General features: G+C 63.7%; 21 protein-coding genes and 1 pseudogene. 16 read left to right on the forward strand and 6 right to left on the reverse strand.

Features of this window, described 5'->3' with window-relative positions; translation table 11 throughout:
• The first annotated feature begins 522 nt into the window (after positions 1-522).
• Complete coding sequence (locus HGP13_RS36180) at positions 523-1,212, forward strand: transposase (protein ID WP_172235046.1); 690 nt, start codon at positions 523-525, stop codon at positions 1,210-1,212.
• A 39-nt stretch (positions 1,213-1,251) separates the two neighbouring features.
• Here the strand turns inward: HGP13_RS36180 and HGP13_RS36185 are convergent, their stop codons facing one another.
• On the reverse strand, positions 1,252-2,445 hold the full coding sequence (locus HGP13_RS36185; protein WP_172235232.1) for a DUF1173 domain-containing protein: 1,194 nt from the start codon (positions 2,443-2,445) through the stop codon (positions 1,252-1,254).
• A 185-nt stretch (positions 2,446-2,630) separates the two neighbouring features.
• Between HGP13_RS36185 and HGP13_RS36190 the strand changes: the two genes are divergently transcribed.
• The 6 genes and pseudogenes from HGP13_RS36190 (at position 2,631) to HGP13_RS36215 (ending at position 11,763) form a co-directional block, all read left to right on the forward strand.
• Positions 2,631-7,169 (forward strand): strawberry notch family protein, encoded by a 4,539-nt coding sequence (locus HGP13_RS36190; protein ID WP_172235047.1) that lies wholly within the window; start codon positions 2,631-2,633, stop codon positions 7,167-7,169.
• A 12-nt stretch (positions 7,170-7,181) separates the two neighbouring features.
• Positions 7,182-7,373: pseudogene (locus HGP13_RS38440) on the forward strand (DNA primase); the annotation flags it as partial.
• 104 nt (positions 7,374-7,477) lie between these two features.
• Positions 7,478-8,521, forward strand: coding sequence for a toprim domain-containing protein (locus HGP13_RS36200; protein WP_172235233.1), 1,044 nt, complete (start codon positions 7,478-7,480; stop codon positions 8,519-8,521).
• Between the two features lie 59 nt (positions 8,522-8,580).
• Positions 8,581-9,828, forward strand: coding sequence for a tyrosine-type recombinase/integrase (locus tag HGP13_RS36205; protein ID WP_172235048.1), 1,248 nt, complete (start codon positions 8,581-8,583; stop codon positions 9,826-9,828).
• Positions 9,825-10,775, forward strand: a complete 951-nt coding sequence (locus tag HGP13_RS36210; protein WP_172235049.1) for a tyrosine-type recombinase/integrase — start codon at positions 9,825-9,827, stop codon at positions 10,773-10,775. The genes HGP13_RS36205 and HGP13_RS36210 overlap by 4 nt, the downstream gene beginning before the upstream one ends.
• A complete protein-coding gene (locus HGP13_RS36215) occupies positions 10,768-11,763 on the forward strand; it encodes a tyrosine-type recombinase/integrase (protein WP_172235050.1) in 996 nt (331 codons plus the stop codon). The genes HGP13_RS36210 and HGP13_RS36215 overlap by 8 nt, the downstream gene beginning before the upstream one ends.
• A 68-nt stretch (positions 11,764-11,831) precedes the next feature.
• On the opposite strand, the gene HGP13_RS36220 is transcribed toward HGP13_RS36215, so the two are convergent.
• Complete coding sequence (locus HGP13_RS36220; protein ID WP_172235234.1) at positions 11,832-12,887, reverse strand: toprim domain-containing protein; 1,056 nt, start codon at positions 12,885-12,887, stop codon at positions 11,832-11,834.
• Positions 12,888-13,165: 278 nt separating this feature from the next.
• Here HGP13_RS36220 and HGP13_RS36225 point away from each other — a divergent pair, with 278 nt between their 5' ends.
• From HGP13_RS36225 to HGP13_RS36255, 7 genes are all read left to right on the forward strand, one after another.
• Positions 13,166-14,047: a tyrosine-type recombinase/integrase gene (locus HGP13_RS36225; protein WP_172235051.1), complete on the forward strand. Its 882-nt coding sequence runs from the start codon at positions 13,166-13,168 to the stop codon at positions 14,045-14,047.
• A 10-nt stretch (positions 14,048-14,057) separates the two neighbouring features.
• Positions 14,058-15,257, forward strand: coding sequence for an IS91 family transposase (locus HGP13_RS36230; RefSeq protein WP_172235052.1), 1,200 nt, complete (start codon positions 14,058-14,060; stop codon positions 15,255-15,257).
• A 430-nt stretch (positions 15,258-15,687) separates the two neighbouring features.
• The gene (locus HGP13_RS36235; RefSeq protein ID WP_246707521.1) at positions 15,688-16,512 is read left to right on the forward strand and encodes a toprim domain-containing protein; all 825 of its coding nucleotides are present in this window, start codon (positions 15,688-15,690) and stop codon (positions 16,510-16,512) included.
• A 254-nt stretch (positions 16,513-16,766) separates the two neighbouring features.
• Positions 16,767-17,708, forward strand: coding sequence for a DUF2493 domain-containing protein (locus HGP13_RS36240; protein ID WP_172235053.1), 942 nt, complete (start codon positions 16,767-16,769; stop codon positions 17,706-17,708).
• 196 nt (positions 17,709-17,904) lie between these two features.
• The gene (locus HGP13_RS36245; protein ID WP_172235054.1) at positions 17,905-18,189 is read left to right on the forward strand and encodes a DUF1778 domain-containing protein; all 285 of its coding nucleotides are present in this window, start codon (positions 17,905-17,907) and stop codon (positions 18,187-18,189) included.
• On the forward strand, positions 18,190-18,696 hold the full coding sequence (locus HGP13_RS36250) for a GNAT family N-acetyltransferase (RefSeq protein ID WP_172235055.1): 507 nt from the start codon (positions 18,190-18,192) through the stop codon (positions 18,694-18,696).
• A 197-nt stretch (positions 18,697-18,893) separates the two neighbouring features.
• Positions 18,894-19,427: a hypothetical protein gene (locus HGP13_RS36255; protein ID WP_172235056.1), complete on the forward strand. Its 534-nt coding sequence runs from the start codon at positions 18,894-18,896 to the stop codon at positions 19,425-19,427.
• A gap of 109 nt (positions 19,428-19,536) precedes the next feature.
• On the opposite strand, the gene HGP13_RS36260 is transcribed toward HGP13_RS36255, so the two are convergent.
• A complete protein-coding gene (locus tag HGP13_RS36260; RefSeq protein WP_172235057.1) occupies positions 19,537-20,034 on the reverse strand; it encodes a hypothetical protein in 498 nt (165 codons plus the stop codon).
• Between the two features lie 100 nt (positions 20,035-20,134).
• On the opposite strand from HGP13_RS36260, the gene HGP13_RS36265 reads away from it, so the two are divergent.
• On the forward strand, positions 20,135-20,458 hold the full coding sequence (locus HGP13_RS36265; RefSeq protein WP_006205585.1) for a DUF736 family protein: 324 nt from the start codon (positions 20,135-20,137) through the stop codon (positions 20,456-20,458).
• A 71-nt stretch (positions 20,459-20,529) separates the two neighbouring features.
• Positions 20,530-20,820 (forward strand): hypothetical protein, encoded by a 291-nt coding sequence (locus HGP13_RS36270; RefSeq protein ID WP_172235058.1) that lies wholly within the window; start codon positions 20,530-20,532, stop codon positions 20,818-20,820.
• A gap of 306 nt (positions 20,821-21,126) precedes the next feature.
• Here the strand turns inward: HGP13_RS36270 and HGP13_RS36275 are convergent, their stop codons facing one another.
• The 3 genes from HGP13_RS36275 to HGP13_RS36285 form a co-directional block, all read right to left on the reverse strand.
• On the reverse strand, positions 21,127-21,399 hold the full coding sequence (locus HGP13_RS36275) for a WGR domain-containing protein (RefSeq protein ID WP_172235059.1): 273 nt from the start codon (positions 21,397-21,399) through the stop codon (positions 21,127-21,129).
• A gap of 214 nt (positions 21,400-21,613) precedes the next feature.
• Positions 21,614-21,955: a hypothetical protein gene (locus HGP13_RS36280; protein WP_172235060.1), complete on the reverse strand. Its 342-nt coding sequence runs from the start codon at positions 21,953-21,955 to the stop codon at positions 21,614-21,616.
• Positions 21,952-22,644 carry a ParA family protein gene (locus HGP13_RS36285; protein WP_172235061.1) on the reverse strand — a complete coding sequence of 231 codons (693 nt, stop codon included), beginning with the start codon at positions 22,642-22,644 and terminating at the stop codon, positions 21,952-21,954. The genes HGP13_RS36280 and HGP13_RS36285 overlap by 4 nt, the downstream gene beginning before the upstream one ends.
• Positions 22,645-22,895: the final 251 nt, after the last annotated feature.

Genomic DNA, 22,895 nt, shown 5'->3' on the forward strand with positions numbered 1-22,895 from the left:
CGCCTACCCGAGGCGTAACGAGACGTCCCTGCCAGGACGTGGGCCGAGCCATTCCGCTGTGTCAGTTGCATCGTTGGCGTCACAACGCTCGCGATTGCGTTTCAAACCTTGGAAGGCTCCATCCCTCGCGAAGCCCATCATGCGGCGGCTTCATGTCGACCGCGAAGACGACCGTGCTCCCGGCAAACGACACCTCAATACAAATTTGGGCTTGCATTTTGGTCTGCGATTAGACGACTGACCCACTACCGAAGATTTGAGGGGAGTCAGTTTCCCACTTCGCCTGACACTTCCCGGGGGCGCGACTTTGCCGAGCGGCACCGGCCAGCTTGCGCGTGGGAATATCGGCAAGCCATTCGACCGCGGCTTGGATGAGGAAAGGCTGAGATAGCGGCCAGCGTGCCATCCCCACGAGGATTAATCGGTTGAAAACGACACTTGCCCTCTCGCGGGCTCTTTCTATAAAGCTCTACCCGAGAGACAGCGATCTATCGGCAAATCGTTTCTCACCAGGAAAGGCATATGAAGCAACAGACCCGTCCATTCATCGTAGAGGTTAAACAAAAGCGCGGCGTTCAAAAACAGGGTCGTCCCATTTGGGGTGATGTTGACCTGTCCGCTATTGCGGCCGAGGTGGCCAAGGATGCAGAGGTAGTGTTTCTGCCAAATCCTCGGCCGGTTGACACCGTCGTCGGGTCTATCGATGCAGAAGATCAACCCAATCAGAAAGCGGAGCCTTACATGGCCGATCCTCAGGAAGCTCAATCACGCCAAGGTACTATGGAAGCATCTGCCACGCCGAACCCGCTCGAGACGAAAAAGAAAACCTCACGACTGGGAAAGGCAAAGGCTGAAGCCAAACAGCCTCCGCGAAAGAATGGCGCCAAGCCTGCTTCGAAGGCAGCCGAAGCCCCAGCTGCAGCGGTCCGGACCGGGCGAAAAGTCTACTCCCTGATCGAACGCTCGCAGAGGCTTGCCCAGATCGGTAACTCGATTGCCGGCGGCGCTACCCTCAAGCACGCCGTCGGTCAGGCGGGTATATCCGAACAGACCTATTATCTCTGGAAGAAGGCCGCAGCGCCTGTCCAGGATGGCGGCGACCTCAAGGATCTGCTCGCGCTCGAGGAAGAGAACAGGCGACTGAAGAACCTGCTTGCGGACCGTTTGCGCAAAGAGAATGCCGAGTTGAAGAAGAAGTTAGGCCTCGCCTAAGTTCACCTCAAACCCGCCAACGAAGGACCCGCGCGACGATCAAACTGGCAGTGGCGGCATATCGCCATCGCCGACCCGCCATACCCAAGAGCCGATCTCCGGTCGCGCGGCGATCATCTCGTCGAGCGAAGCCTCGAACGTGCCATCTGTTCCGGCCGGGACGACAAAGAACGCAATTGGCTCCTCCCTATTCTGAAGCAATGCGTTGGCGATCGGCTGGTCGGGCTGCAGGTCGTAGCGCAATCCCTTTACGCTCTTCTCGCGAAGACGGGCCAGCGCATCGACGAGCCTCTTCTCAGGGACCGTCTCGTAGGGAATCCAGTTCTCGGACGCCACCATCAGCGCGATCTCCTCGACAATGGCGAGGCCGGCCGGATTGAGCCCGAACGTCGCGATCGCTATCAGATGTGAACTCGAATCCGCTTCCCACAGCGACAATTCCTTCTCGAAACGTGCCTGCAAACGCCGATGCAATGCGTCATCGATGATGAAGGGAAAACCGGGCAAATGCCTGATGACAAGTTTCTGACCGGATCGGGCTGGCACGATCTCCTTCACTTCACCGACCAGGACCAGCAACTGTCGCGGCCCCAATTTCGGCGGTAGTGCTGGAGCAAGGACCGTGTTGCGACGCTGTTCAATCGCTTGCCTGTTCTCGGCCCGGAATGGCTCGGGGACGAACAGGATATCCGCGAGCGGCCCACCCCTCACCGTCATTTGCCCGGCAGCCTCCAGAAGATGCCAGCGGACATTCCACCAATGTCGCTTGCCGGCCCATCGGGATGTCCAGACCGTCAATTCGGCCTCGTGCCAGAGATAGTGAAGAAGGCCACGCAGTGACATCCTCCTGGGATCTCCGGTTACACTGGCGGAGTTTTGGCCAGCAGGCACAGACGCTGCCCGACTCCCCGTCTTCGACAGGCTGAAATCGAGTTTCAAAGCCGCCTTGCCACTTTGCTGATCAAGCTGGATCGCGCTGCCCATCAAGGCGCCCAGCCCGGACAGTTCGTAAGGGGTCTCGTAGGAATCGCAGGAAGACTCGTGCCCGCCGCCGCTGAGCGGCATGCGCTTGATCAGATGGAGGTCGCCGATGCGGGCGACGTACATCGGGCAGCCCGGCTCACGGCACAGGCATGATGGACGCTCCTTGCGGGCATAGGCGTTCGCCAGCGCCGCCTGCAGGTCAGGCGCCCCTTCCTCGTACACCTCACTGCCAATTCTGAACCGTCGCATGACCTCCGCAGCTCCAGGTCGCCGCCGCATCCCTGTCCGCGCATTCAAGTCATGGCTTTGCGCTGAGCGCAACCCGTTTGGTGCATTGGCCCCAGAGGGAGAGGGGAGCCGGGAGGAGTGCGGCCCGGCTGGCGCGGAGAGAGTGCCGGCGCGTGGGCCACTCCCCTCTCGCGAAGGACATCTTCATGAACATCGTTACGACCACACCGGCCGCCGCCCGGACGGCCGCACCCCTTGCCGCGCAGTCACCCGTCGGCCGCGACAAAGCTCAGGCGGTCTATCAGGCGGGAATGCTGCTTCTGCCTTTCCTCGAGCAGGGAAAGCCGATCACCACCGCCGCACTACGCATCGCCATGTCAGAAATCTTTGGCGGCACCGATGCGCAAGGTTTTTGGGTCTGGAAGGACGCCTATGAGGCGCTCGAAGCCGCCCAGGTGCTGTTTCTGCGCCGGTTCGGACCAGCGATCCTGTCGCGATCGACCACGCCGCAGGCGACGCTGGCAATGATGAAGCGCATCGCCGAACTTCTTCCCAGCCATACGCGACGGTCCGACGAGAGCCAGGCCATGCAGCAGCTGTCGACGCCGCTGCCGCTCGCCTTCGTCACGGCGCAAGCCGCGGCAATGGCGTCTTCAGACCTCGTTCTAGAACCCTCGGCCGGAACCGGCCTGCTCGCCGTCCATGCCGAGATCGTGCGGGCCTCGCTCGCCCTCAACGAGTTTGCCGCGACGCGGGCCGATCTCCTCGGTCTGCTGTTTGCGCGTGTCCCCATATCGCGCCACGACGCGGCCCATATCAACGATCATCTCGATCAAGCCCTTGCGCCGTCCGTCATCATGATGAACCCACCCTTTACCGTCGGCGCCTATGTAGAAGGCCATGTCGCCGACGCCGCATGGCGGCACCTCTCCTCCGCGTTCGCGCGCCTGCGAGTCGGCGGACGCCTGGTCGCGATCACCGGCACGGGGCTTTCTCCCGAAAATCTCAAATGGCGACCCGCCTTCGGACGGCTGCAGCAGCAGGGGACGATCGCCTTCACCGCGGCAATTGACGGCCGCGTTTATGCCCGCCACGGCACCACCGCCGAGACCCGCCTGACCGTCATCGACAAGGTCCCCGCCGGCGACCCGACCCGCTTTGTCACCTCGCCAGGCAAGGCCACGGATGTCGAAACACTGCTCTCCTGGATCACGGATGTACCGCCGCGGACACCGGGCGGCTTTCCGGACTCGATCGGCGCCTTGTCGAACGGCATCCTGCGCAACGCCGCCATGCAGATGGCGGCGCGATCCACGGCGAGAGCCGCACCCATCTCTGTGTCCGCAACCGCACCAAAACCCGTCAGATCGGTCCGGCCGGCAGTCCGGTCAGCGCCCAGCCCCTCGCTGGCGTCAAGCAGCAGCTCTGCCGTTCCCCTTGCCTACGAGCTGCGCGACTGGATGCCGGAGCAGGGCGGCCGGCTCACCGACACGATCTACGAACCCTATGCGCTGCAGTCGATCCATATGCCCCGGGCAAAACCGCATCCGACGCCACTCGTGCAGTCGGCGGCAATGGCCGCGGTTGCACCGCCCAAGCCGTCCTACCGGCCCCTCCTGCCCGACGCGATCATCGACGAAGGTTTGCTGTCCGACGCCCAGCTCGAAAGTGTGATCTATTCCGGCGAAGCCCATTCTGGCCATCTCAGCGGGACCTGGACCGTCGACGAAACCTGCGACGTCGTCTCGGCCGCGCCAGAAGGCGCGGAAAACGCGGTACGCTTCCGCCGCGGATGGTTTTTGGGCGACGGTACCGGCTGCGGCAAGGGACGACAGGTCGCGGGCATCATCCTCGACAACTGGCTGCAGGGCCGCCGCCGCGCCATCTGGATCTCCAAGTCCGACAAGTTGTTGGAAGACGCCCAGCGCGATTGGGCAGCACTCGGCCAGGAGCGGCTTCTGGTCCAGCCGCTCTCGCGCTATCGGCAGGGCACGCCGATCCGCCTTGCCGAAGGCATCCTCTTCACCACCTACGCAACCCTGCGTTCGCAAGAGCGCGACGGCAAAAAATCCCGCATCGCCCAGATCCTCGACTGGGTCGGACAAGAGGGGAGGAGGGCAGAAGGTCCGACGGGGACTGAAGAAAACCAGGCGGGGAGCGGTGACGCCGCGACAGGGACTAAAAAGCCCTTTGATGGCGTCATCGTCTTTGACGAAGCGCACGCCATGGCCAACGCCGCCGGGGGAAAAAGCGATCGCGGCGACGTCGCGCCGTCGCAGCAGGGCAGGGCGGGCCTGCGGCTACAGCATGCGCTTCCCGACGCCCGTGTCGTCTACGTCTCAGCGACGGGTGCGACCGCCGTGGAAAACCTTGCCTACGCCCAGCGGCTCGGCATCTGGGGCAGCGAGGATTTTCCGTTCGCCAACCGCGCCGAATTCGTCGCCGCGATCGAGGACGGCGGCGTCGCGGCGATGGAGGTGCTCGCCCGCGACCTCAAGTCACTCGGGCTCTACACGTCGCGTTCGCTTTCCTATGACGGCGTCGAATACGACCTTCTCGAGCACGCGCTGACAGAGGAGCAGATCCGCATCTACAATGCCTATGCCGACGCCTTCCAAGTCATCCACAACAACCTCAACGCGGCGCTCGAGGCGACCAATATCACCAGCGATTCCGCGACGCTCAACCGCAACGCCAAAGCGGCGGCGCGCTCGGCCTTCGAGAGCACCAAGCAGCGCTTCTTCAACCATCTGATCACATCGATGATGACGCCGACCCTGATCGGCGCGATCGAGCAGGACCGTTCCGATGGTCATTCGGCAGTCGTGCAGATCGTCTCCACCGGCGAGGCGCTGATGGAACGGAGGCTGGCCGACATCCCCACGGAGGAATGGTCGGACCTCCATGTCGACGTCACGCCGCGCGAGTACGTCGGCGGGTACTTGATGCACTCCTTCCCGACGCAGCTGTTCGAAGAGTACTCGGACGCCGAGGGCAACGTCACTTCGCGGCCCGTCCATGACGCGGACGGCAATCCCGTCCAATGCCGCGAAGCGGTGCGCCGGCGCGACGAGATGATCGAAAAACTCGCGTCGCTGCCACCGGTCGGCAGCGCGCTCGACCAGATCCTCCATCACTTCGGCACCGATGTCGTTGCCGAGGTTACAGGCCGCTCGCGGCGCATCGTGAAGAAGACCGGCCGCGACGGCGTCGACCGGCTGGCCGTCGAGAACCGTCCCGGCTCGGCCAATCTCGCTGAGACGCAGGCGTTCATGGATGACGACAAAAGCGTGCTGGTTTTTTCCGACGCCGGCGGCACCGGCCGCTCCTATCACGCCGATCTCGGCGCAAAAAACCAGAGACTGCGCAAGCACTACCTGCTCGAGGCCGGCTGGCGCGCCGACAACGCCATTCAGGGTCTCGGGAGGACGCACCGCACCAACCAGGCGAGGCCGCCGCTATTCCGGCCCATGGCCGCCAATGTGAAGGCCGGCAAGCGGTTCCTGTCGACGATAGCCAGGCGGCTCGACACGCTGGGCGCGATCACGCGTGGCCAGCGCCAGACTGGCGGGGCAGGGCTGTTTCGCGCCGAGGACAATCTTGAAAGCCCCTATGCCCGCGCCGCGCTACGCCAATTTTACTATCTGCTCCACCAGGGCAAGATACAGGGCTGCTCGCTCACCACCTTCGAAGCGGTCACCGGCCTGTCGCTGACCTCCGACGAGGGTGGATTGCGCGACGAGCTGCCGCCGATCACGACCTGGCTCAACCGCCTGCTGGCGCTGCGCATCGAGACCCAGAACCTGCTGTTTGAAGTGTTCGAGCAGCTGATGACGGCGAAGGTCGAAGGCGCCATCGCTGCCGGCAACTATGACAAGGGACTGGAGACGATCACGGCGGAGAGCATCGTCGTCACGGATCGTAGGACTATTTACACACACCCGGTCTCGGGCGCGCAGTCGCATGTGCTTACCGTCGCGCGCAAGGACCGCATCCGACCGCTCGGCCTTGTCGATGCACTGGCGATTGCGCGCGTGGAGCCCCAATCCCTCATGCTGGTGAACACCCGTTCGAGCCGCGCGGCGATACAGCTTCCGACGGCGAGCCTGATGCTCGACGACGGGACCGTCGAACACCGCGTCCGCCTGCTGCGGCCAACCGACGAGCTGCGCTTTGGCCTCGACGCCCTTGCCGAAACCCACTGGCAGCCGACTGAGCGAAACCTGTTCTGTGACCTCTGGCAGACTGAAGTCGCCGCCGTCCCGGAGTTCACGACGAGCAACTTCCACATTGTCACCGGCCTGCTGTTGCCGATCTGGCGGCGGCTACCGGACGATGACTGCCAGGTCTACCGAATCCAGACCGATGCCGGCGAGCGCATCATCGGGCGTCACATCGCATCGACGCTGGTGGCGACCCTGTTCCGGAATCTGGGTCTCGACGATGTGCCGACGCTCGCGCCAGAAGAGGCCTGGACCGGGCTCGTGGAAGGCAAGATCGGATTGCAGCTTGCCGACGGACTGATCCTGCGCCGCAGCCGGGTCATGAACCACTACCGTGTCGAGTTGATCGGCTTCACCGATGCGATGGTTCCCCGGCTGAAGGCGCTGGGGCTGATCTCCGAAATCATCTCCTGGAAGCTGAGGCTGTTCATCCCGACGGCCGCCCAAGGATCCGACATCCTGACCTCCCTCTTCGACCGTCATACGCTGGTCGGTGTCACCGGCCGTACGGCAGCGGCTTGAGGGGCCGCGACCATGACCGGCTCGGCTTCCGATCTGGCACACCGCCTTGGCGATCATGCCGAGGCGGTGTGCCGCGAATATCTTTCCAACGGTCATCGCTCGGGCAATCACTGGATTGTCGGCGACGTGCGCAACACGCGCGGCCGCTCCATGCACGTCCGCCTGAAAGCCAATGCGAAAGGACCAGCAGGCAAATGGGTCGAATATGTTGCGCCGGGGATTATGTTGCGCGCCAGCGATGGGGCCTGGTTCTGGCGGCGGTCGACGGCCTTTGCGCAACATAATCTCAGTGCGCGGGAGGTCGGATGATGCCCCGCGATGCTTCCGAGCTGGCGCGCCGTCTCGCCCGCGATGCCGAGGCAGTCTGCCGCCACTACCTCTCCAACGGCCGGCGTCAGGGTCGCTATTGGATGGTGGGCGATGTTCGCAACACGCCGGGCCGGTCGATGTTCGTCCGGCTCAGCGGCCCGGAAGCCGGTCCCGGCGCTGCCGGGCACTGGACCGATGCCGCCTCCGCTCAGCACGGCGATCTTCTCGACGTGATCCGCGAGAGCTGCGATCTCGCGCACTTTCGCGATGTCACCGACGAAGCACGGCGCTTCCTCAGCCTGCCGCGCCCGGAACCGGCGCTGCCATCGGACGCGGCGGTCCGGCGCGAACTGGTCCCGCAAGGCTCGGCCGAAGCCGCGAGGCGTTTGTTCGCAGCGTCACGGCCGATTAGCCGGACGCTCGTCGAGACCTACCTCTGCAATCGCGGTATCATATCGGTGGAGGATGCCGGCGCACTGCGCTTCCACCCGCAATGCTGGTATCGACCGTCTGACGAGGATCGACCCGGCACGCCAGAAGCCCTTCCGGCAATGATCGCCGCCGTTACCGATCTGACTGGACGGCAGACGGGCGCGCACCGCACCTGGCTCGATGGGGCGACACGCAACAAGGCCGACATCGCCACACCCCGCCGCGCGATGGGCGAGTTGCTCGGCCATGCCGTGCGTTTTGGCGCTGCCGACAAAGTCCTCGCTGTTGGCGAAGGCATCGAAACCATGCTGTCGCTGCGATGCGCGCAACCGGCCATGCCGGCGGCGGCCGCGCTTTCCGCCAACCACCTCGCTGGCCTGCTGCTCCCGGCAACGCTGCATCGACTCTATATAGCCCGCGACGCCGATGCGGCGGGTGACATGGCCTTCGCGGCATTGACCGAGCGGGCCGGAGCGGTTGGCATTGAAGCGCTGCCCCTGTCTCCGCGAACGAGCGACTTCAACGAGGATCTCCGCAGATTTGGGCTCGCTGGGCTTCGAGCGGCGTTGCGAGTCCAGTTCGCACCGCAGGACGCGCATTTGCTGAGATAGCTTTCTTCACCGCGCCCTGTGCAGAAGTTTGGGCTTCCACCCAACATGGAGGCACAAATATGTTTGAAGAAATATTCTTTCCTCGCAACGCTAAGAAATATCGAGCAGCTCCCCTGTTTGAAGAGCGAGAACAATATCTCATTCACCGTAGGGATTTGGGCGCGACACGATCAAGCTTGCGGAAATGCGCCAATAATCAACTGAGTTTGATGCACCTCCTGAATCTGCAAGAAGACCGCAGAGCGTGTCCTTCGCAGGTCGAAGCAGCCGCCGCGAGTTGGTCTCAGCCGAAAGGACGCAGATGCGACTGGTTGGCATCACCCAAGACTACAGCCCGCTTTGTAGCCGACGCAGTCAGCTGGCTCCGCTTTCTCGGCTGGCTCGAAGAAACCGAAACGGACAACCGTCGATGCGGTGCCGAGGTTGGGGCCTACGAATTATGGATGCGCCGCGATCGCGGACTGTCCGAAGCGACGATACGAGGTTACCGAGCGGCGGCCGATCAGTTTCTCGAATGGCTGACGTTGGCAAAAATCCCATTGGGTTCGATCAGCGTCGTCGACGTCGACGATGCCGTCATCGCTAAGAAGGCGCAGGGAACTAGGGGTCGAAGGACGATCCATGATTACGCACAACGCCTTCGTGCATTCATCCGATACTCCGAAGCTCAGCGCTGGTGTGCGCCCGGCATCGCCGACGGTATCATGCCGCCGCGCTTCGATCGCGACGAAGGCATCCCGAGGGGCCTGAATCGGGAAGACGTTCTACGCCTACTGGCGACGACGGAAGGCAATCGGTTAGCGGACAAGCGTGACCGCGCAATTTTGATGCTGTTCATCGCTTACGGCCTCCGCGCGGGTGAAGTTTGCGGTTTGCGTCTGGATGACCTCGATTGGGAAAACGAGATCATCCGGGTCCGCTGTCCGAAGACGAGCAGGACACAAATCTATCCTTTGTCACTAGCGGTGGGTGGCGCCATCGTCCGATATATCCGCGAAGCTCGGCCGTCCCGCTTTGGCCGCGAGCTTTTCTTCACAACCTGCGCGCCAATCCGGCCCGTCTATCCCAGTGTTTTGGGAGCGACGGTGCGACGCCGCCTAGCTGCCCTGGGTATCGTCACCGGAAAGCGGGGAACCCACGCGTTGCGTCACGCGGCTGCCCAGCATCTTCTGGATCAGGGCATGCCGATGAAAGTGATCGGGGACTTTCTTGGGCACCGAGATCCATCCTCCACCGCGATATACGCAAAGGTCAATCTCGCAGCTCTGCGCGAGGTGGCGGCTCTCGATATGGAGGGTCTGGCATGATACTGCGCGATGCGATCGAGCAATATGTCGCCTGGCGACGCGCCCATGGAGCTAAACTCACAAGCGTTGCCAATCTTCTGCGTGACTTTCTCAGATATGCCGATGGGGACGCCAACTGCGATCAAGTGAGCGCCGCTCAGGTTCTGGCCTTCCTGGCGGGAAAGAGACCGTTGGCTTGGCACCGGGTGAACAAACATTACGCCCTTTCCGGCTTTTGGCGATTTGCGATCAGCCGCGGCCACGCAACAGGCTCGCCGCTTCCGTCCAGCGAACCGAAAGCGCCGCCTCGTACGCCGCCATATATCTATACACATGACGATCTGCGGCGGCTCTTCGATCCCGAAACCATTGCGAACAGCCGACGCGGTGCTGTTCAGCTCGACGCCGTGACCCTCCGCACGCTGCTTCTCATGCTATATGGAGCAGGGTTGCGCTTCAGCGAAGCGACGGGCCTCACTCTGGCGGACGTCGATCTCGACGAAGCCATTCTAACCATACGCGCGACGAAGTTCTACAAAAGCCGACTGGTTCCGATCGGACCCCAACTGGCAACGGTGCTGGCGAACTACATGCCTGTGCGACGGCGCGGCCGATGTGCACAGGGAGAGACTTCGTTCCTCCTGGCAAACCGGGACGGCACACGCCTCGCCAGCAGCACGGTGCAGAGCGCATTTGACGCATTGCGGCGCAGCGCTGGGGTTCCCGGGTCGGCGGGCGGCCGGCGAACCCCGCGACTGCACGACTTGAGACACAGCTTCGCCGTTCACAGCCTGACATCCTGGTATCGTCAGGGAGCGGATGTCCAACGGTTGCTGCCCGTACTCTCCACTTATCTGGGCCATTCCGATCTGGAGGGCACCAAGGTCTATCTGTCGATGACCCCGGAGCTTCTGCAGCAGGCTGCGCTACGCTTTGCTTCCTATGCGGAGGGAGGCCGACATGCCTGAATTCGTAACCCTTGGCCCATGGCTCCGGCGCTTCCTGTCCGAATACATCGTCACCGAACGCAATCTGGCCCGGAACACCCGCGCCAGTTATCGCGACACGTTCAGCCTATTACTGCCGTTCGTCAGCCGTAAGCTGCGCAAATCCGTCGACCGGTTGGCCGTGCGCGATCTCAGCTCGGCACTGGTGCTGCAGTTCCTCGCATATCTCGAGGAAGATCGCGGATGCTCGGCTCGGACCCGCAACCAGAGGCTTGCTGCAATCCGCGCGTTCGCTCGCTTCATAGGCAGCCGGGATCCCGCCCATGTCGAGTGGTGCGGCCATATCCGGGCCATCGCGTCGAAGAAATCCCTGTCGCAACCGGTCGGATGGCTCACCAGAACGGAAATGGAGTCCATGCTCGCCGTCCCCGACCGCAAAACCAGGAGGGGCCAAAGCGAGTATGCGCTTCTGCTCTTTCTCTACAACACTGGAGCGCGTGTCTCTGAGGCCGCGCAGCTGAAAGTGGGCGATCTCCAGATCGGGGGCGGCAACGGCGGTCACGACCTCGCCACCCTGCACGGAAAGGGCGGAAAGACGCGCCAATGTCCATTGTGGCCGGAAACGGAACGAGTGCTGGCTCCCGAGATACATGGACGCGCGATCGATGATGCGGTCTTTGTCAGCCGGCTTGGAACCGCGTTCACCCGCTTCGGCGTCTATCGCCTTATCGAGCGCTGCGCCGCGCGCGTTCCGAAGCTGGCTGGCAGAACGATAACCCCCCATGTCATCCGGCATACGACGGCTTGCCATCTGGTCCTGGCCGGCGTGGACATCAACACGATCCGTGCATGGCTAGGCCACGTCTCGATCAGCACCACCAATATCTACGCCGAGATCGACCTGACGCTCAAGGCCAATGCGGTGGCTCTTTGCGAGGTCGGTGAATCAAGACCCGGTCGATCTTGGAAGGAGGACAAGGATCTCATGACCTTTCTGAAATCCTTATAAGGCAGGCGCTATATCGTGGCGGGCGCTCCGCCGATGAATCGCCCGCACGATATAGCGCTATGCGTGGTTCAGCCCACCCCCAGCGCTGGTCTGGAGAATCGCTCAACATCCTTCGGTCGTAGTTGCGTCACCAACTTCGCGCGAAGTGTCGACAGACCGGCGTGGCAAAGATCGTCGTTGAAGTCGTTCAAATACGGCGACAGCACGCGCGGCTCGATCGCCGCCGCCTCGGCCTTGGCCGTCAACGCCGCCACCGTAGCGTCACCCGCAGGGTCTGCGTCCCGCAAGATGTAGAGCACGCGCAAATGCTCCGGAAAGAGCATGGCGGCGAGATGGTTGGAGGAGAGCGCCGCCGCCAGTGGCAAGTTGGGCAAGGCCTCGCGCACGGACAGCACGGTCTCGATACCCTCACCGACGGCCAGCACATCTTCGGGAACTCCGAACCGCACTGCGTGGCCGAGCAAATGGCCCATAGCCCGTCGCGGGGTCGCTAAGGGTGCCTTGCCTCCGTCAGGATCCAGCCAGGTGCGGTGGACCCCGGTGATCGTGCCGGCAAGGTCGGCGACGGCGGCGATCAACGCCGGCCATGCCGTGTGGGTGGCTGGTGGGTCAGCCTCGTCCGGTCGATAATAGCAGCGTGGGTGAAACCGGAGGCATGCAAGCCCCGCCACGCCGATCAGGCGCCGGCCATGAAGGTAACGCTCTGCCATTGTCCCGCTGATCGGCCTCGACGCGGCGAAAAGGCGCCTCGCGGCGTCCGACGATCCAGCGGCGACAGGCGTTCGATCGAGATTCTCAGCCTGGACCGGTTCCGGGCGCGGCAGGCTGAGGAAGCGCCGTGCTTCGTCGGTGACATCGCGAAAGTGCGCGAGATCGCAGCTCTCGCGGATCACGTCGAGAAGATCGCCGTGCTGAGCGGAGGCGGCATCGGTCCAGTGCCCGGCAGCGCCGGGACCGGCTTCCGGGCCGCTGAGCCGGACGAACATCGACCGGCCCGGCGTGTTGCGAACATCGCCCACCATCCAATAGCGACCCTGACGCCGGCCGTTGGAGAGGTAGTGGCGGCAGACTGCCTCGGCATCGCGGGCGAGACGGCGCGCCAGCTCGGAAGCATCGCGGGGCATCATCCGACCTCCCGCGCACTGAGATTATGTTGCGCAAAGGCCGTCGACCGCCGCCAGAACCAGGCCCCATCGCTGGCGCGCAACATAATCCCCGGCGCAACATATTCGACCTAGGACTAACCCGCTCCGCCACGGCGGAGCGGCAAGGGGGGTGTACGCCGACGGCGCGGTCTTGATGGCGTCCTCTGTCGTGCCGGTCAGGCGTTCAATAGGAGCTCCAACTGCGCGAGCATGGGGTGGCTGCTTGCAGCCCATTCCATCGGACAAAGGAGCTTGTCATGACCCAACTTCGGCAACGCATGAGCGAGGACATGCAGGTGCGCAACTTCGCGCTCAACACCCAGCTCTCCTATCTGCAACAGGTGTCGCTGTTCGCCCGCCACTTCGGCAAGTCGCCGGACGTGCTCGGGCGCGAGGACATTCGGACCTATCAGGTCTATCTGACCAACGAGAAGAAGCTGGCGTCCGGTTCGATCCACACCGCCATCGCTGCGCTGCGCTTTCTCTACAGTGTGACGCTCGAAAGGGACTGGGCGCCTGAAGAGGTCCTCCCGTTTCCCAAGAAGCCGCAGAAGCTGCCGATCATCCTCAGCCCCGAGGAAGTTCAGCAATTCCTCGGCTGCGTCCTCAACGTCAAACACCACGCCATCCTGACCACCTGCTATGCCGCCGGCTTGCGCATCTCGGAGGCGGTTCAGCTGAAGACCACGGACATCGACAGCCAGAGAATGGTCATCCGCGTCGAGCAGGGCAAAGGCCAGAAGGACCGCTACGTGATGCTGTCGCCCAAGCTGCTGGAGATCCTGCGCAGCTATTGGAAGGTGTGCCGGCCAGAGGCGAGGCTCTTCCCCGGCGATCGCGCCGGCCAGCCGATCACCAGGGATGCGGTGGGACAAGCCTGCGCGAAAGCGCGCGACCTCTCCCGCTTGCCCAAACCGGTCACGCCGCACAGCCTGCGGCACGCCTTTGCCGTCCATCTATTGGAGGCCGGCGCCGACGTGCGCACCATTCAACTGCTGCTCGGTCACCGCAGCCTCGCGACCACCGCCCATTACCTGCGGATTGCCACCAACAAGGTCTGCGCCACGTCGAGCCCGTACGAGCTCTTACCGCGTCCGGCCCCCACCCCGCCGCCGCCGGCCAAGCCTCAGTACTTCTGAGCTCAAGCCGATGGCCCGCTCGGGGCCGGAGGTGGCGGATATATTCCGCCGCTATGGCGAAGCCTATCGCGTGCAGCATGACGCGTCGCTCAGCACCGCGCAGCGTCGCGTCATGACGGCGATCGAACTCTGCCGCACCGCCGCGCTCGGCGGGCATATCGAGCAGTGCGATCAATGCGGCCACCAGCGCATCGCCTTCAACAGCTGCCGCGACAGACATTGTCCCCGCTGCCAATCGCTGGCCCGCGCGCAATGGCTGGAGGACCGTCGCGCCGAGCTTCTCGACACACAGTACTTCCACGTCGTCTTCACGCTGCCGGGTGACATTGCCGCCATCGCCTATCAGAACAAGGCGCTCGTCTACGGTCTGCTCTTCCGCGCCACCGCCGAGACACTGCGCACCATTGCCGCCGATCCCAAACACCTGGGTGCCGAGATCGGCTTCTTCGCCGTGCTGCACACCTGGGGCCAGAACTTGCTGCACCATCCCCACCTGCACTGCGTCGTCCCAGGCGGTGGCCTTTCTGCCGACGGCACGCGATGGATTGCCTGCAAACCCGGCTTCTTCCTGCCGGTCCGGGTGCTCTCACGCCTGTTCCGACGCTTGTTTCTGGAGCACCTGGAGAAAGCCTTCGCGGCCGGCCAGTTGAAGTTCTTCTCTAGCTTGCAGGCCTTGAGCGAGCGCGACGCCTTCCGGCGCTATCTGGCGCCCCTTCGAAAGGCCGAGTGGGTGATCTTCGCCAAGCCGCCCTTCGCCGGACCCGAACAGGTCCTCGACTACGTCGGCCGCTATACGCACCGCGTCGCCATTTCCAACAATCGCCTCGTCGCCATCGAGGATGGCACCGTTCGTTTCCGCTGGAAGGACTATCGGCACGGCAATCGGCAAAAGGTCATGACCGTCTCGGCCGACGAGTTCATGCGCCGCTTCCTGCTGCATGTCCTGCCCGACGGCTTCCATCGCATCCGCTATTACGGCTTCCTCGGCAATCGCCATCGCGCGCAAAAGCTCGCCCACTGCCGCGACCTGCTCGGCATGCCGGCTCCAGAGGCGTCGAACAGCTGCTCGGCGAAGGACTACCGCGACCGCTACGAGGACCTTACCGGGCATTCCCTCCGGCAATGCCCGGCCTGTCATCAGGGGCGGATGATCGTCATCGAAACGTTCGACGGCGTCACCGGACCCCCGCCATACCGGGATACATCATGAAAGAAGCGCTCAGCTTTCGTCGTCACCGTATCGCCCGGGCCGTTCGGCCGCAAAACCGAGCCGGTCCCGCGAAGGTGCGCGCCGTCACCCCCGGGCAGCCTCTCCCGGCAGGGCGCGGCGCCGGTCCTCACCTTGCCGCAACCGATATCCGTGCCGCTTTCGGCGCACCGACCCCTGCAATCGCCGCGTCCACGACCGCATCCGCGCCCACGCCATGCCGGTTCATGGGCACGGCCTCAATTGAACGCCCATAGCGGCCACCTGTGCCCGCGGCTTAGTCCAACACGTTTTTAGCTCACCGTCGCGATCCACCACAGCGCGCTCTCGCCAGCCGCCTTTCTGCGCGACGCCAAGCTAAAAACGCTCTGCATTATGTGCAGTTGAACATAAGACCGATGAGCAAAGCGGCGAACATGGCGACCTGCTCGACGTGATCGAGGCGAGCTGCGACCTCACGGACTTCCGCGAGGTCGCGGACGAGGCGCGTCGCTTCCTCGCCATGCCGCGGTCCCGACTGCAGTCTCAGACCCTTGGAGCGCAGCGCCAACCTGCCGCGGCACGCGGTTCGCCCGACGCCGCGCGTCGCCTGTTCGCCATGTCGCAGCCGATCGCCGGTACGCTGGCCGAGCGTTACATTGCCGGCCGCGGCATTCTGCTTTCCACGCGCGAGCGCGCCCTGCGCTTCCATCCCGCCTGCTATTACCGGGATCTCGTGACGGGCGAGACGCGGACGCTTCCCGCCCTGATCGCGGCGGTCAGCGGCCTCGATGGTCGCATCACCGGCCTGCAACGCACCTGGTTAGATCCGGCAGGCAACGGCAAGGCGCATCTCGTCGATCCCCGTCGCTCGCTGGGCCACCTTCTGGGTAACGGCATCTGGCTTGGCCTCCAGCCCGGTACGCCTGTTCCGGTCATGGCTGCCGGCGAGGGTTTTGAGACGATGGCCTCGCTCCGGACGGTGATGCCGGCCCTGCCGGTGGCAGCCGCCACCTCGGCCAATCACCTCGCCGGCCTGATCTTCCCGCCCGGCTGTACCCGCCTCTACATCGCGGCCGATGCGGACGCCGCCGGCCGGCATGGCATCGAGCGTCTCAGCCGGCGAGCAGGCGAGGCCGGGATCCTCGCCCTGGTGCTGCAGCCGCGGCTCGGCGACTTCAACGACGATCTGCGCCATCTCGGCCCGGCCCCTCTAGCGGCATGGCTCAGCGACCAGCTCGTCCCGGAAGATGCCCGTCTCTTCCGTCCGTCCGGATGACCGTCTCGGGCCGGCCGGCGGCAGGGCCGCGTCCGGAAGGCCCGCAGGCATGGCGCCGGTCCAACGGAGAGGCCGCGCCCGGGCCTGCCAGAGCGGCGACCCCGCCACACGGCGGCCTGGCCGTCAACGGCCGTTGGCCGTCCGGCGCTTCGCTGGGCCGCTGCGCTGCGCTTGCGGTGACGGCCCTTCCGCCGCGTGGCCGGGGCCGACCGTCAGGCCGCGAAAGGCGCGGCCGCAGCCGACGGAGACAGACCATGACTTTCGACCTTCCTTTCGACGACGCCTACGAGCCCTACCACGCCTCCTCGCCGACCGACCGCGTCATCCTCGAACTGCAGATGTACGGCCATCGCCCGCATCAGGACGAACCTGATCCCCGTCCGCTGCCTGACGACGAGGTGATCCGGGTAGGCCTCGCCGGGATCGTCGAGACCTTCGCCGGCATGCTCGGCGACACCAGGCTCGAACCCGATCTCGACGACCTGCTCTGGTCTTTTACCAACGTCTTCCATCGCGCCGCCGAACGCGTCGCCCGCAGCCTCGACCGCAATGAGGAGGCGCAGCGTTCGAGCCAGCAGGAGCAGGACGGCTCGGAGGTGAAGTCCGTCGAGCTGGAACGGCTCACGGGCGAAGGCATCACCTACATCGAGCGTCGCAACGTGCTGGAAATCATGCGTGACGAAGCCGCCGACCTCTACGAGGCGCAGACCGGATCGGCATGGCGGCCGCGCACTGGATCCAAGGTCTCCCATCAGGCGATGACAGCGGCGGTGATCGACTCCAGAGACTTCCTCGCCGCGCGCCGCCGCGCAGACACCGAGGTACTGGTGCCGGCCGGCACCAAGATCGCTTTCGCCGGCGGCCTCGACTTTAACGATCACGACCGGATCTGGGACGCGCTCGACAAGGCCCGTGAGAAGCATCCAGACATGGTCCTGCTCCACGGTGGCAGCCCGCGCGGGGCCGAGCGCATCGCCGCCTGCTGGGCCGAGAACCGGAAGGTCACCCAGATCGCCTTCAAGCCGGACTGGAACCGTCACGCCAAGGCCGCTCCGTTCCGCCGCAACGACCAGCTGCTCTCGGTGGTGCCCCACGGCCTGATCGTCTTTCCCGGCTCCGGCATTACTGACAACCTTGCCGATAAGGCCCGTCGGCTCGGCATCCCCGTCTGGCGGTTCGCGGAGGGTGGCGCGTAAAGCCCGGTTTCCTCGCAACCGCACTATCGAACCCGACCGGGCGCGGTCGGGTTCGGCCCGCGCGAAGCCCACGAAAGCCGCGCGCGAAGCACGGCACCCTCCGATCGTATCGACGCGGTGGAGTGTCCCGCCAGGCGACGTGTATTGCGTTCCGCGTTATATGGACGTATATACGTCCGCAGCACAGGAGTGCGCCATGGCCACCACAGGCACGAGGAAGGAAACCCCCGTTTCGATGCGGTTTCGTGACGATGATCTCACCATCATCGACCGCGGCGCGGAGCTGCTTGGCCTGTCGCGCACGGAGTTTATGCGGCGCGCAGCACTCCAAGAGGCGCAGGCGGCCATCCTCAACGAAACCGTCATCCGCGTGTCCCCGGAAGCCTATGACGCTTTCATGCAGGCGATCTCAGCCCCTGCCGCCGCCCCCCCGCCGAAGGCGGCGGAGCGGCTGCGTCGGTCCCCGCCATGGGACCGCTAGGTGGCGCTTTCAGGCATCGAACTCCTCGACGACGCGCACCGCCTCGACAGCTTCGATTGCGGCAAGCCGGCGCTCAACGCGTGGCTGGCCGGCTTCGCGCGAACGAACCAGGCCCGCGGGTTTACCCGCGTTCTGATCGTTCACGACGAGGGAACAGTCGTCGGCTATTACGGCCTTGCGCCGGGCGTGATCCAGCCAAACAGCGCACCGCGCGCCATCCGCACCGGACGCCCGCCCGATCCGATCCCCTGCCTGCTGATTGGCCAACTCGCCGTCGACCATCGCTATGCCGGACAAGGCATCGGCAGCGGCCTGGTCAAGGACGCGCTTCGCCGCTGCGTCGCCGGCGCCGACATTGTCGCCGGCCGCGCGGTGGTGGTGAGGGCGATCGACGCCGAGGCCGAGCGCTACTGGCAGAGCTGGGGTTTTGTCCCGTCGCGAGACAACCCGTCTATCCTGATGCGCTCGATCCAGGATGTGAGCCTCTGGCTGGCTGAAGGCCGCTAGTCCACGCGCGTAGCGCTTCCGGCAGCGGCAGGGTCCGGGCGCGCCGGTCTGCGGCCGGCCGGGCTCTAGTCGCGGCGTCCCGCCGCTCCCCGCGCCGGCTTCGCCGTCTCGGCCTTCGGGTGACGATCCCTCGCGCAGGGCCAGAGGGAGAGGGCGGCCGGCGCGGGGGCGGGACGCTGGAGAGAAGGGAAGTCACGATGTCGATGATATTCATAGGGGGATCAAGCGAGATATTCGAACTGCCGGAACCTGCCATCACTCGCATCGGCGCAATCGTTGCTGCCGAGCACGGCGTGCTGATTGGCGACGCCTCTGGAGCCGATGCCGAGGCGCAGGGCCTGCTCGCGGGCTACAAGTACGAGCATGTCGGCGTCTTCCATGCCGGCAAGGAACCCCAAAACAATCTGGGCGACTGGGCCGCCTACCATGTTCCTTCTCCTGACGATGCCAGAGGATACTGGGTCCACGCCGCCAAAGACCGGGAGATGGCGGGGCGCGCTGACTTTGGCATGATGGTCTGGGACGGCGCATCACCCGGCACGGCCGTCAACGTGCTTCGGCTCGCCATGGCGAACAAGCCGTGCGTCATTTATGACCTGGCCAGGGGCAGCATGGCGACCACGTACAATGTGGAAGACTGGTGCGCCATGCTCCGCCATGCTGGTCCGGACGTCCGCCGGCAGGTCGAAGCCCGCATGACGCCGGAGGAGCGTCTGGCGTTGCCAGGATGATGTACGCGGTCCACCGGCTGTCCGGCAGGCTCGATCCGATATGCTTGATCCGGCTCCGAGCTAACTCCACTTGTTTGAGCGGCCGGAGCCGACCCCTTGCGAGACCGGTCTACGCGCAGAGCCGCAGGGCGTTGTGCACCATGATTATCTTGCCCGTCTCGCATCTGAAGCGGGTGCGAGCGTGGCGAACATCCTGGTTTGCGCGGTCATCATCGTGGCTTCGAAGCATTGCTACCGAGGGCCGTGACGTTCGCTGCCAGTCGGCTCCGATCTCGAAAACGCTGTGCCGCCATCCCGACCAGAAAGGCGGTTCACGCGCAATGCTGCTGTTCGAGGTATTGACGACGCATGCGACACGACCCGGGAGGTGCGCGGCAAGCATCCCGGCGATCCGGCAGCATTGCGTCGGGGTCAAGCGATGGCGGCCTGGGTTCTTGTCCATCTGCCGCATCCGGGGCCATTCCCGTTTCATGTCGCCTTTGTAGACGACCGCCTGCTTTGTGCGGTCAACCCCCGTTGGGGGTACACTCGGCGAATATTCAGGAAAATTCGATTTCTTTTTTTTGTCTGCGGGCAGGCGAAGGGCCTGCCCGCTATTTTTCGGCAAATAGAATTTTCCAGAATTTTCGCCGAGATGACCGCAGCAGGACGGCCCTCTCCTTTGGCGCCATCGGGAATGGTCCCGATGCAACCGAAGGAGAACTACCATGGCCACCACGATCGCAAACCTCACCACCAAGGCCGACGGCTCGATGGAAGGCGTCTTTGCCACGCTCCGGGTCAACGCCCCGATCACCCTTATCCCGAACACCAACAAGTCGCGCGAGGACGCGCCCGACTACCGGATCGTCAACAAGCGCACGGGCTTCGAGATCGGAGCCGGCTGGCACCGCATCTCCCAGCGTTCGGGCGAGGAGTACCTCTCGGTCAAGCTGGAAGCCCCCGAGATCGGCGTGATCTTCGGCAATCTCGCCCCCGCCCCGGGTGGCGAGGAGAACAAGAAGGTCATCCTCTGGAACAATCCCCAGTGACAGCCACGAACGGGCCGGCTTCGAAAGGGGCCGGCCCCTTCACCTCACCTTCCCGGAACAAGGAGGCTACGATGAGCCGCTATACGATCACAGTCACTGGCACCGTCACCGGACACGGCCGCTCCGACCGCGAGGCCATCATCGGCTACGACCCGCCGCTGAGAACCTACTTCCTGCAGGCATTCCCCCACGAAGAGACCGACGAACCGGCGCTGTGGCTTGGCACTCACGATCAGGCCTTTGAGATGCTTGACGATCTTCACCACGCCGCCATGGCGCTCGGCTATGATTTCATGCCGCTGCCGTCCGATGTCGCCACAAAGCTGGCGAATGACAAGGCTGCTACCCGGGATCGTCCGTAGCGTGGAGGGATCCTCTGTGAATTCCTGATACGCCTCTTAGCCTGATTAGGCGAACGCACTCATAGGGCCAGCGACGGGGCGCCCCGTCGCTGGCCCTTTTTTTGCCCGTGGCAGTGGGCCGCAACAGTCCCTCATCACCCTGACCGCGCGGTAATGACGATCACTCCTTCGTTCTCAGCGATGGCCTCGACGACCAATCCCGCCGGGATCAAGGACGACAGACGCAAATTTCTCACCATGGTGCTGATTCCCCTCAGAAAACAGCACCACGCCGTCATGCAAAATCATCAAATGTGAGTCAGACCCTTATTGTGGGCCGATTGACATCGGGTAAGTGGATCGCGGCTGATAGCCGCGCATCCGCTTGGCGCGCAGCAGCTGGAGGAAAAGCTCGACAGCTTCGCCCTCGGTATCGAAAGAGTGCTGTACCGTGCGGCCGGTGGTTCCAATCCGACCCCAACGGCGGACCAGGCAGGTCTGGCCGAACAGTGTCTTCTCGATCGACAGCGCATAGAAGCGTGCCATGTTCCGATCCGCGTCGCGGCGTTCGATACAGAGGCGATAGAGCTGCGCGATCATTGCGGACAGAATCGCGCAGCCGGACGCGCGCGTCCAATGAATGGTTTGAATCAGCGGACGCGGATCGATTCACTCTCGTGATGGATGGAACCGAACGTCAGTCGTTCAGCAGCCTCTTTGATGGCCTTCCCCGAAGAGATGTAGCCAATCCTCGTTGGGCCCGAGTCATGGGCGGTCGGTCATAACGAAAATCGACTCTGATTGGCGGGTCTGGCTACTTTGGCTGCCGAGCAAGGAACTCCGTTATCAGGCCCTGCACCACCTCCTGCATGGTTGTTCTGTTGCGCGCGCAATGGACCTGCAGCTCGATCATCTGCGAGACCGGAATGCGTGTGTGCAGCCGGGCTGTCCCGCCGTCTGCCTTTGGCCTTTCGAGCTCCGCCTTCGCCTCTCTGGCAGACTGGGTTCTCGTCTGCTGCTCCAGGTTGTCCGTTTCGCTGATGCTGGATTCCACAATGGCAGCCATGTTGCGCGAGAACGGATCATCCGAACGGGCACGCGGTTTCAAGGCAGGCAGCGGCAATTGGTTTGCGGTCCGATCGCTTTTCTCGTTCATTGCGGGGTGGCTCCGTTCAGTTTGCGGATGATTTCGGCGGTCAGGGCATTCGTCTGGTCGCGAGCGTCCTGCACCGCCTTGTTCACGGGCTGGACTTCGTAAAGCGTCCCGGCGGTTGCGATTGAGGCGAAGGTCGGCCGTTGCGACAAAAACGTCTCAAGCACGCTGGTATCGGCCTGCCGCAGCAGCTGGATCGCGGTGCGAAAGGCCATCGTGTTGTGCTCGATCCCCGAAACCATGTTGAGCATCACCGCGTAGGGAATTTCGCGATGGCGTCCGCCAAGCGAGCGGATGTGCCGGATCAGACCGAGGCATTGCTTGACATCGAAGACGTGCGCTTTCGTCGGGATCAGCACGAAGTCGGCGTTGGCGACGGCCGGTCCGAGGGCGGCCACGGCCGTGCCTTGGACGTCGACCAGCAGCAGGTCCTCGGCGTCGGATTGCGCCAGGCGATCGATCAGTTCGTCGGTCGAGTTGATGGGGATGACGTCGATGTTTGAAAGAGCGTACCCGGCGCGGCGACTGTTTTTGCTCCACTCCAGCGCCGACAGTTGCGGATCGGTGTCGAGCACCGTCACCCGATGACCGGCGGCGGCGAACTCGCCAGCGAGCAGGATGGTGGTCATGGTCTTGCCGACCCCGCCTTTGGGAGAGGCCACTGTGATTTGCACCGCGCGTTGTTCCGGCATTGTTTTTCCCAATGTTGCGTCACCTTGGCGTCAAAACGCATAGGCGATTTGGCGCCAAAGTGACTTTCTTGCATTATGCCAATGCGCCGATGCTGTAATCTGCCAAGGCACATAAGTGCCTAGGTGATAACATGAATTTGCGGATTTGGTGCAATATTCCGGGATGCATAATTGGTTCTGGACTAGCAAAACATCGGATCAGTATAATGTTGCATAGTGAATTGACAAGATACGCAATTTGGGTCCAAATT

This window comes from Mesorhizobium sp. NZP2077 (assembly GCF_013170805.1).
GTDB lineage: Bacteria > Pseudomonadota > Alphaproteobacteria > Rhizobiales > Rhizobiaceae > Mesorhizobium.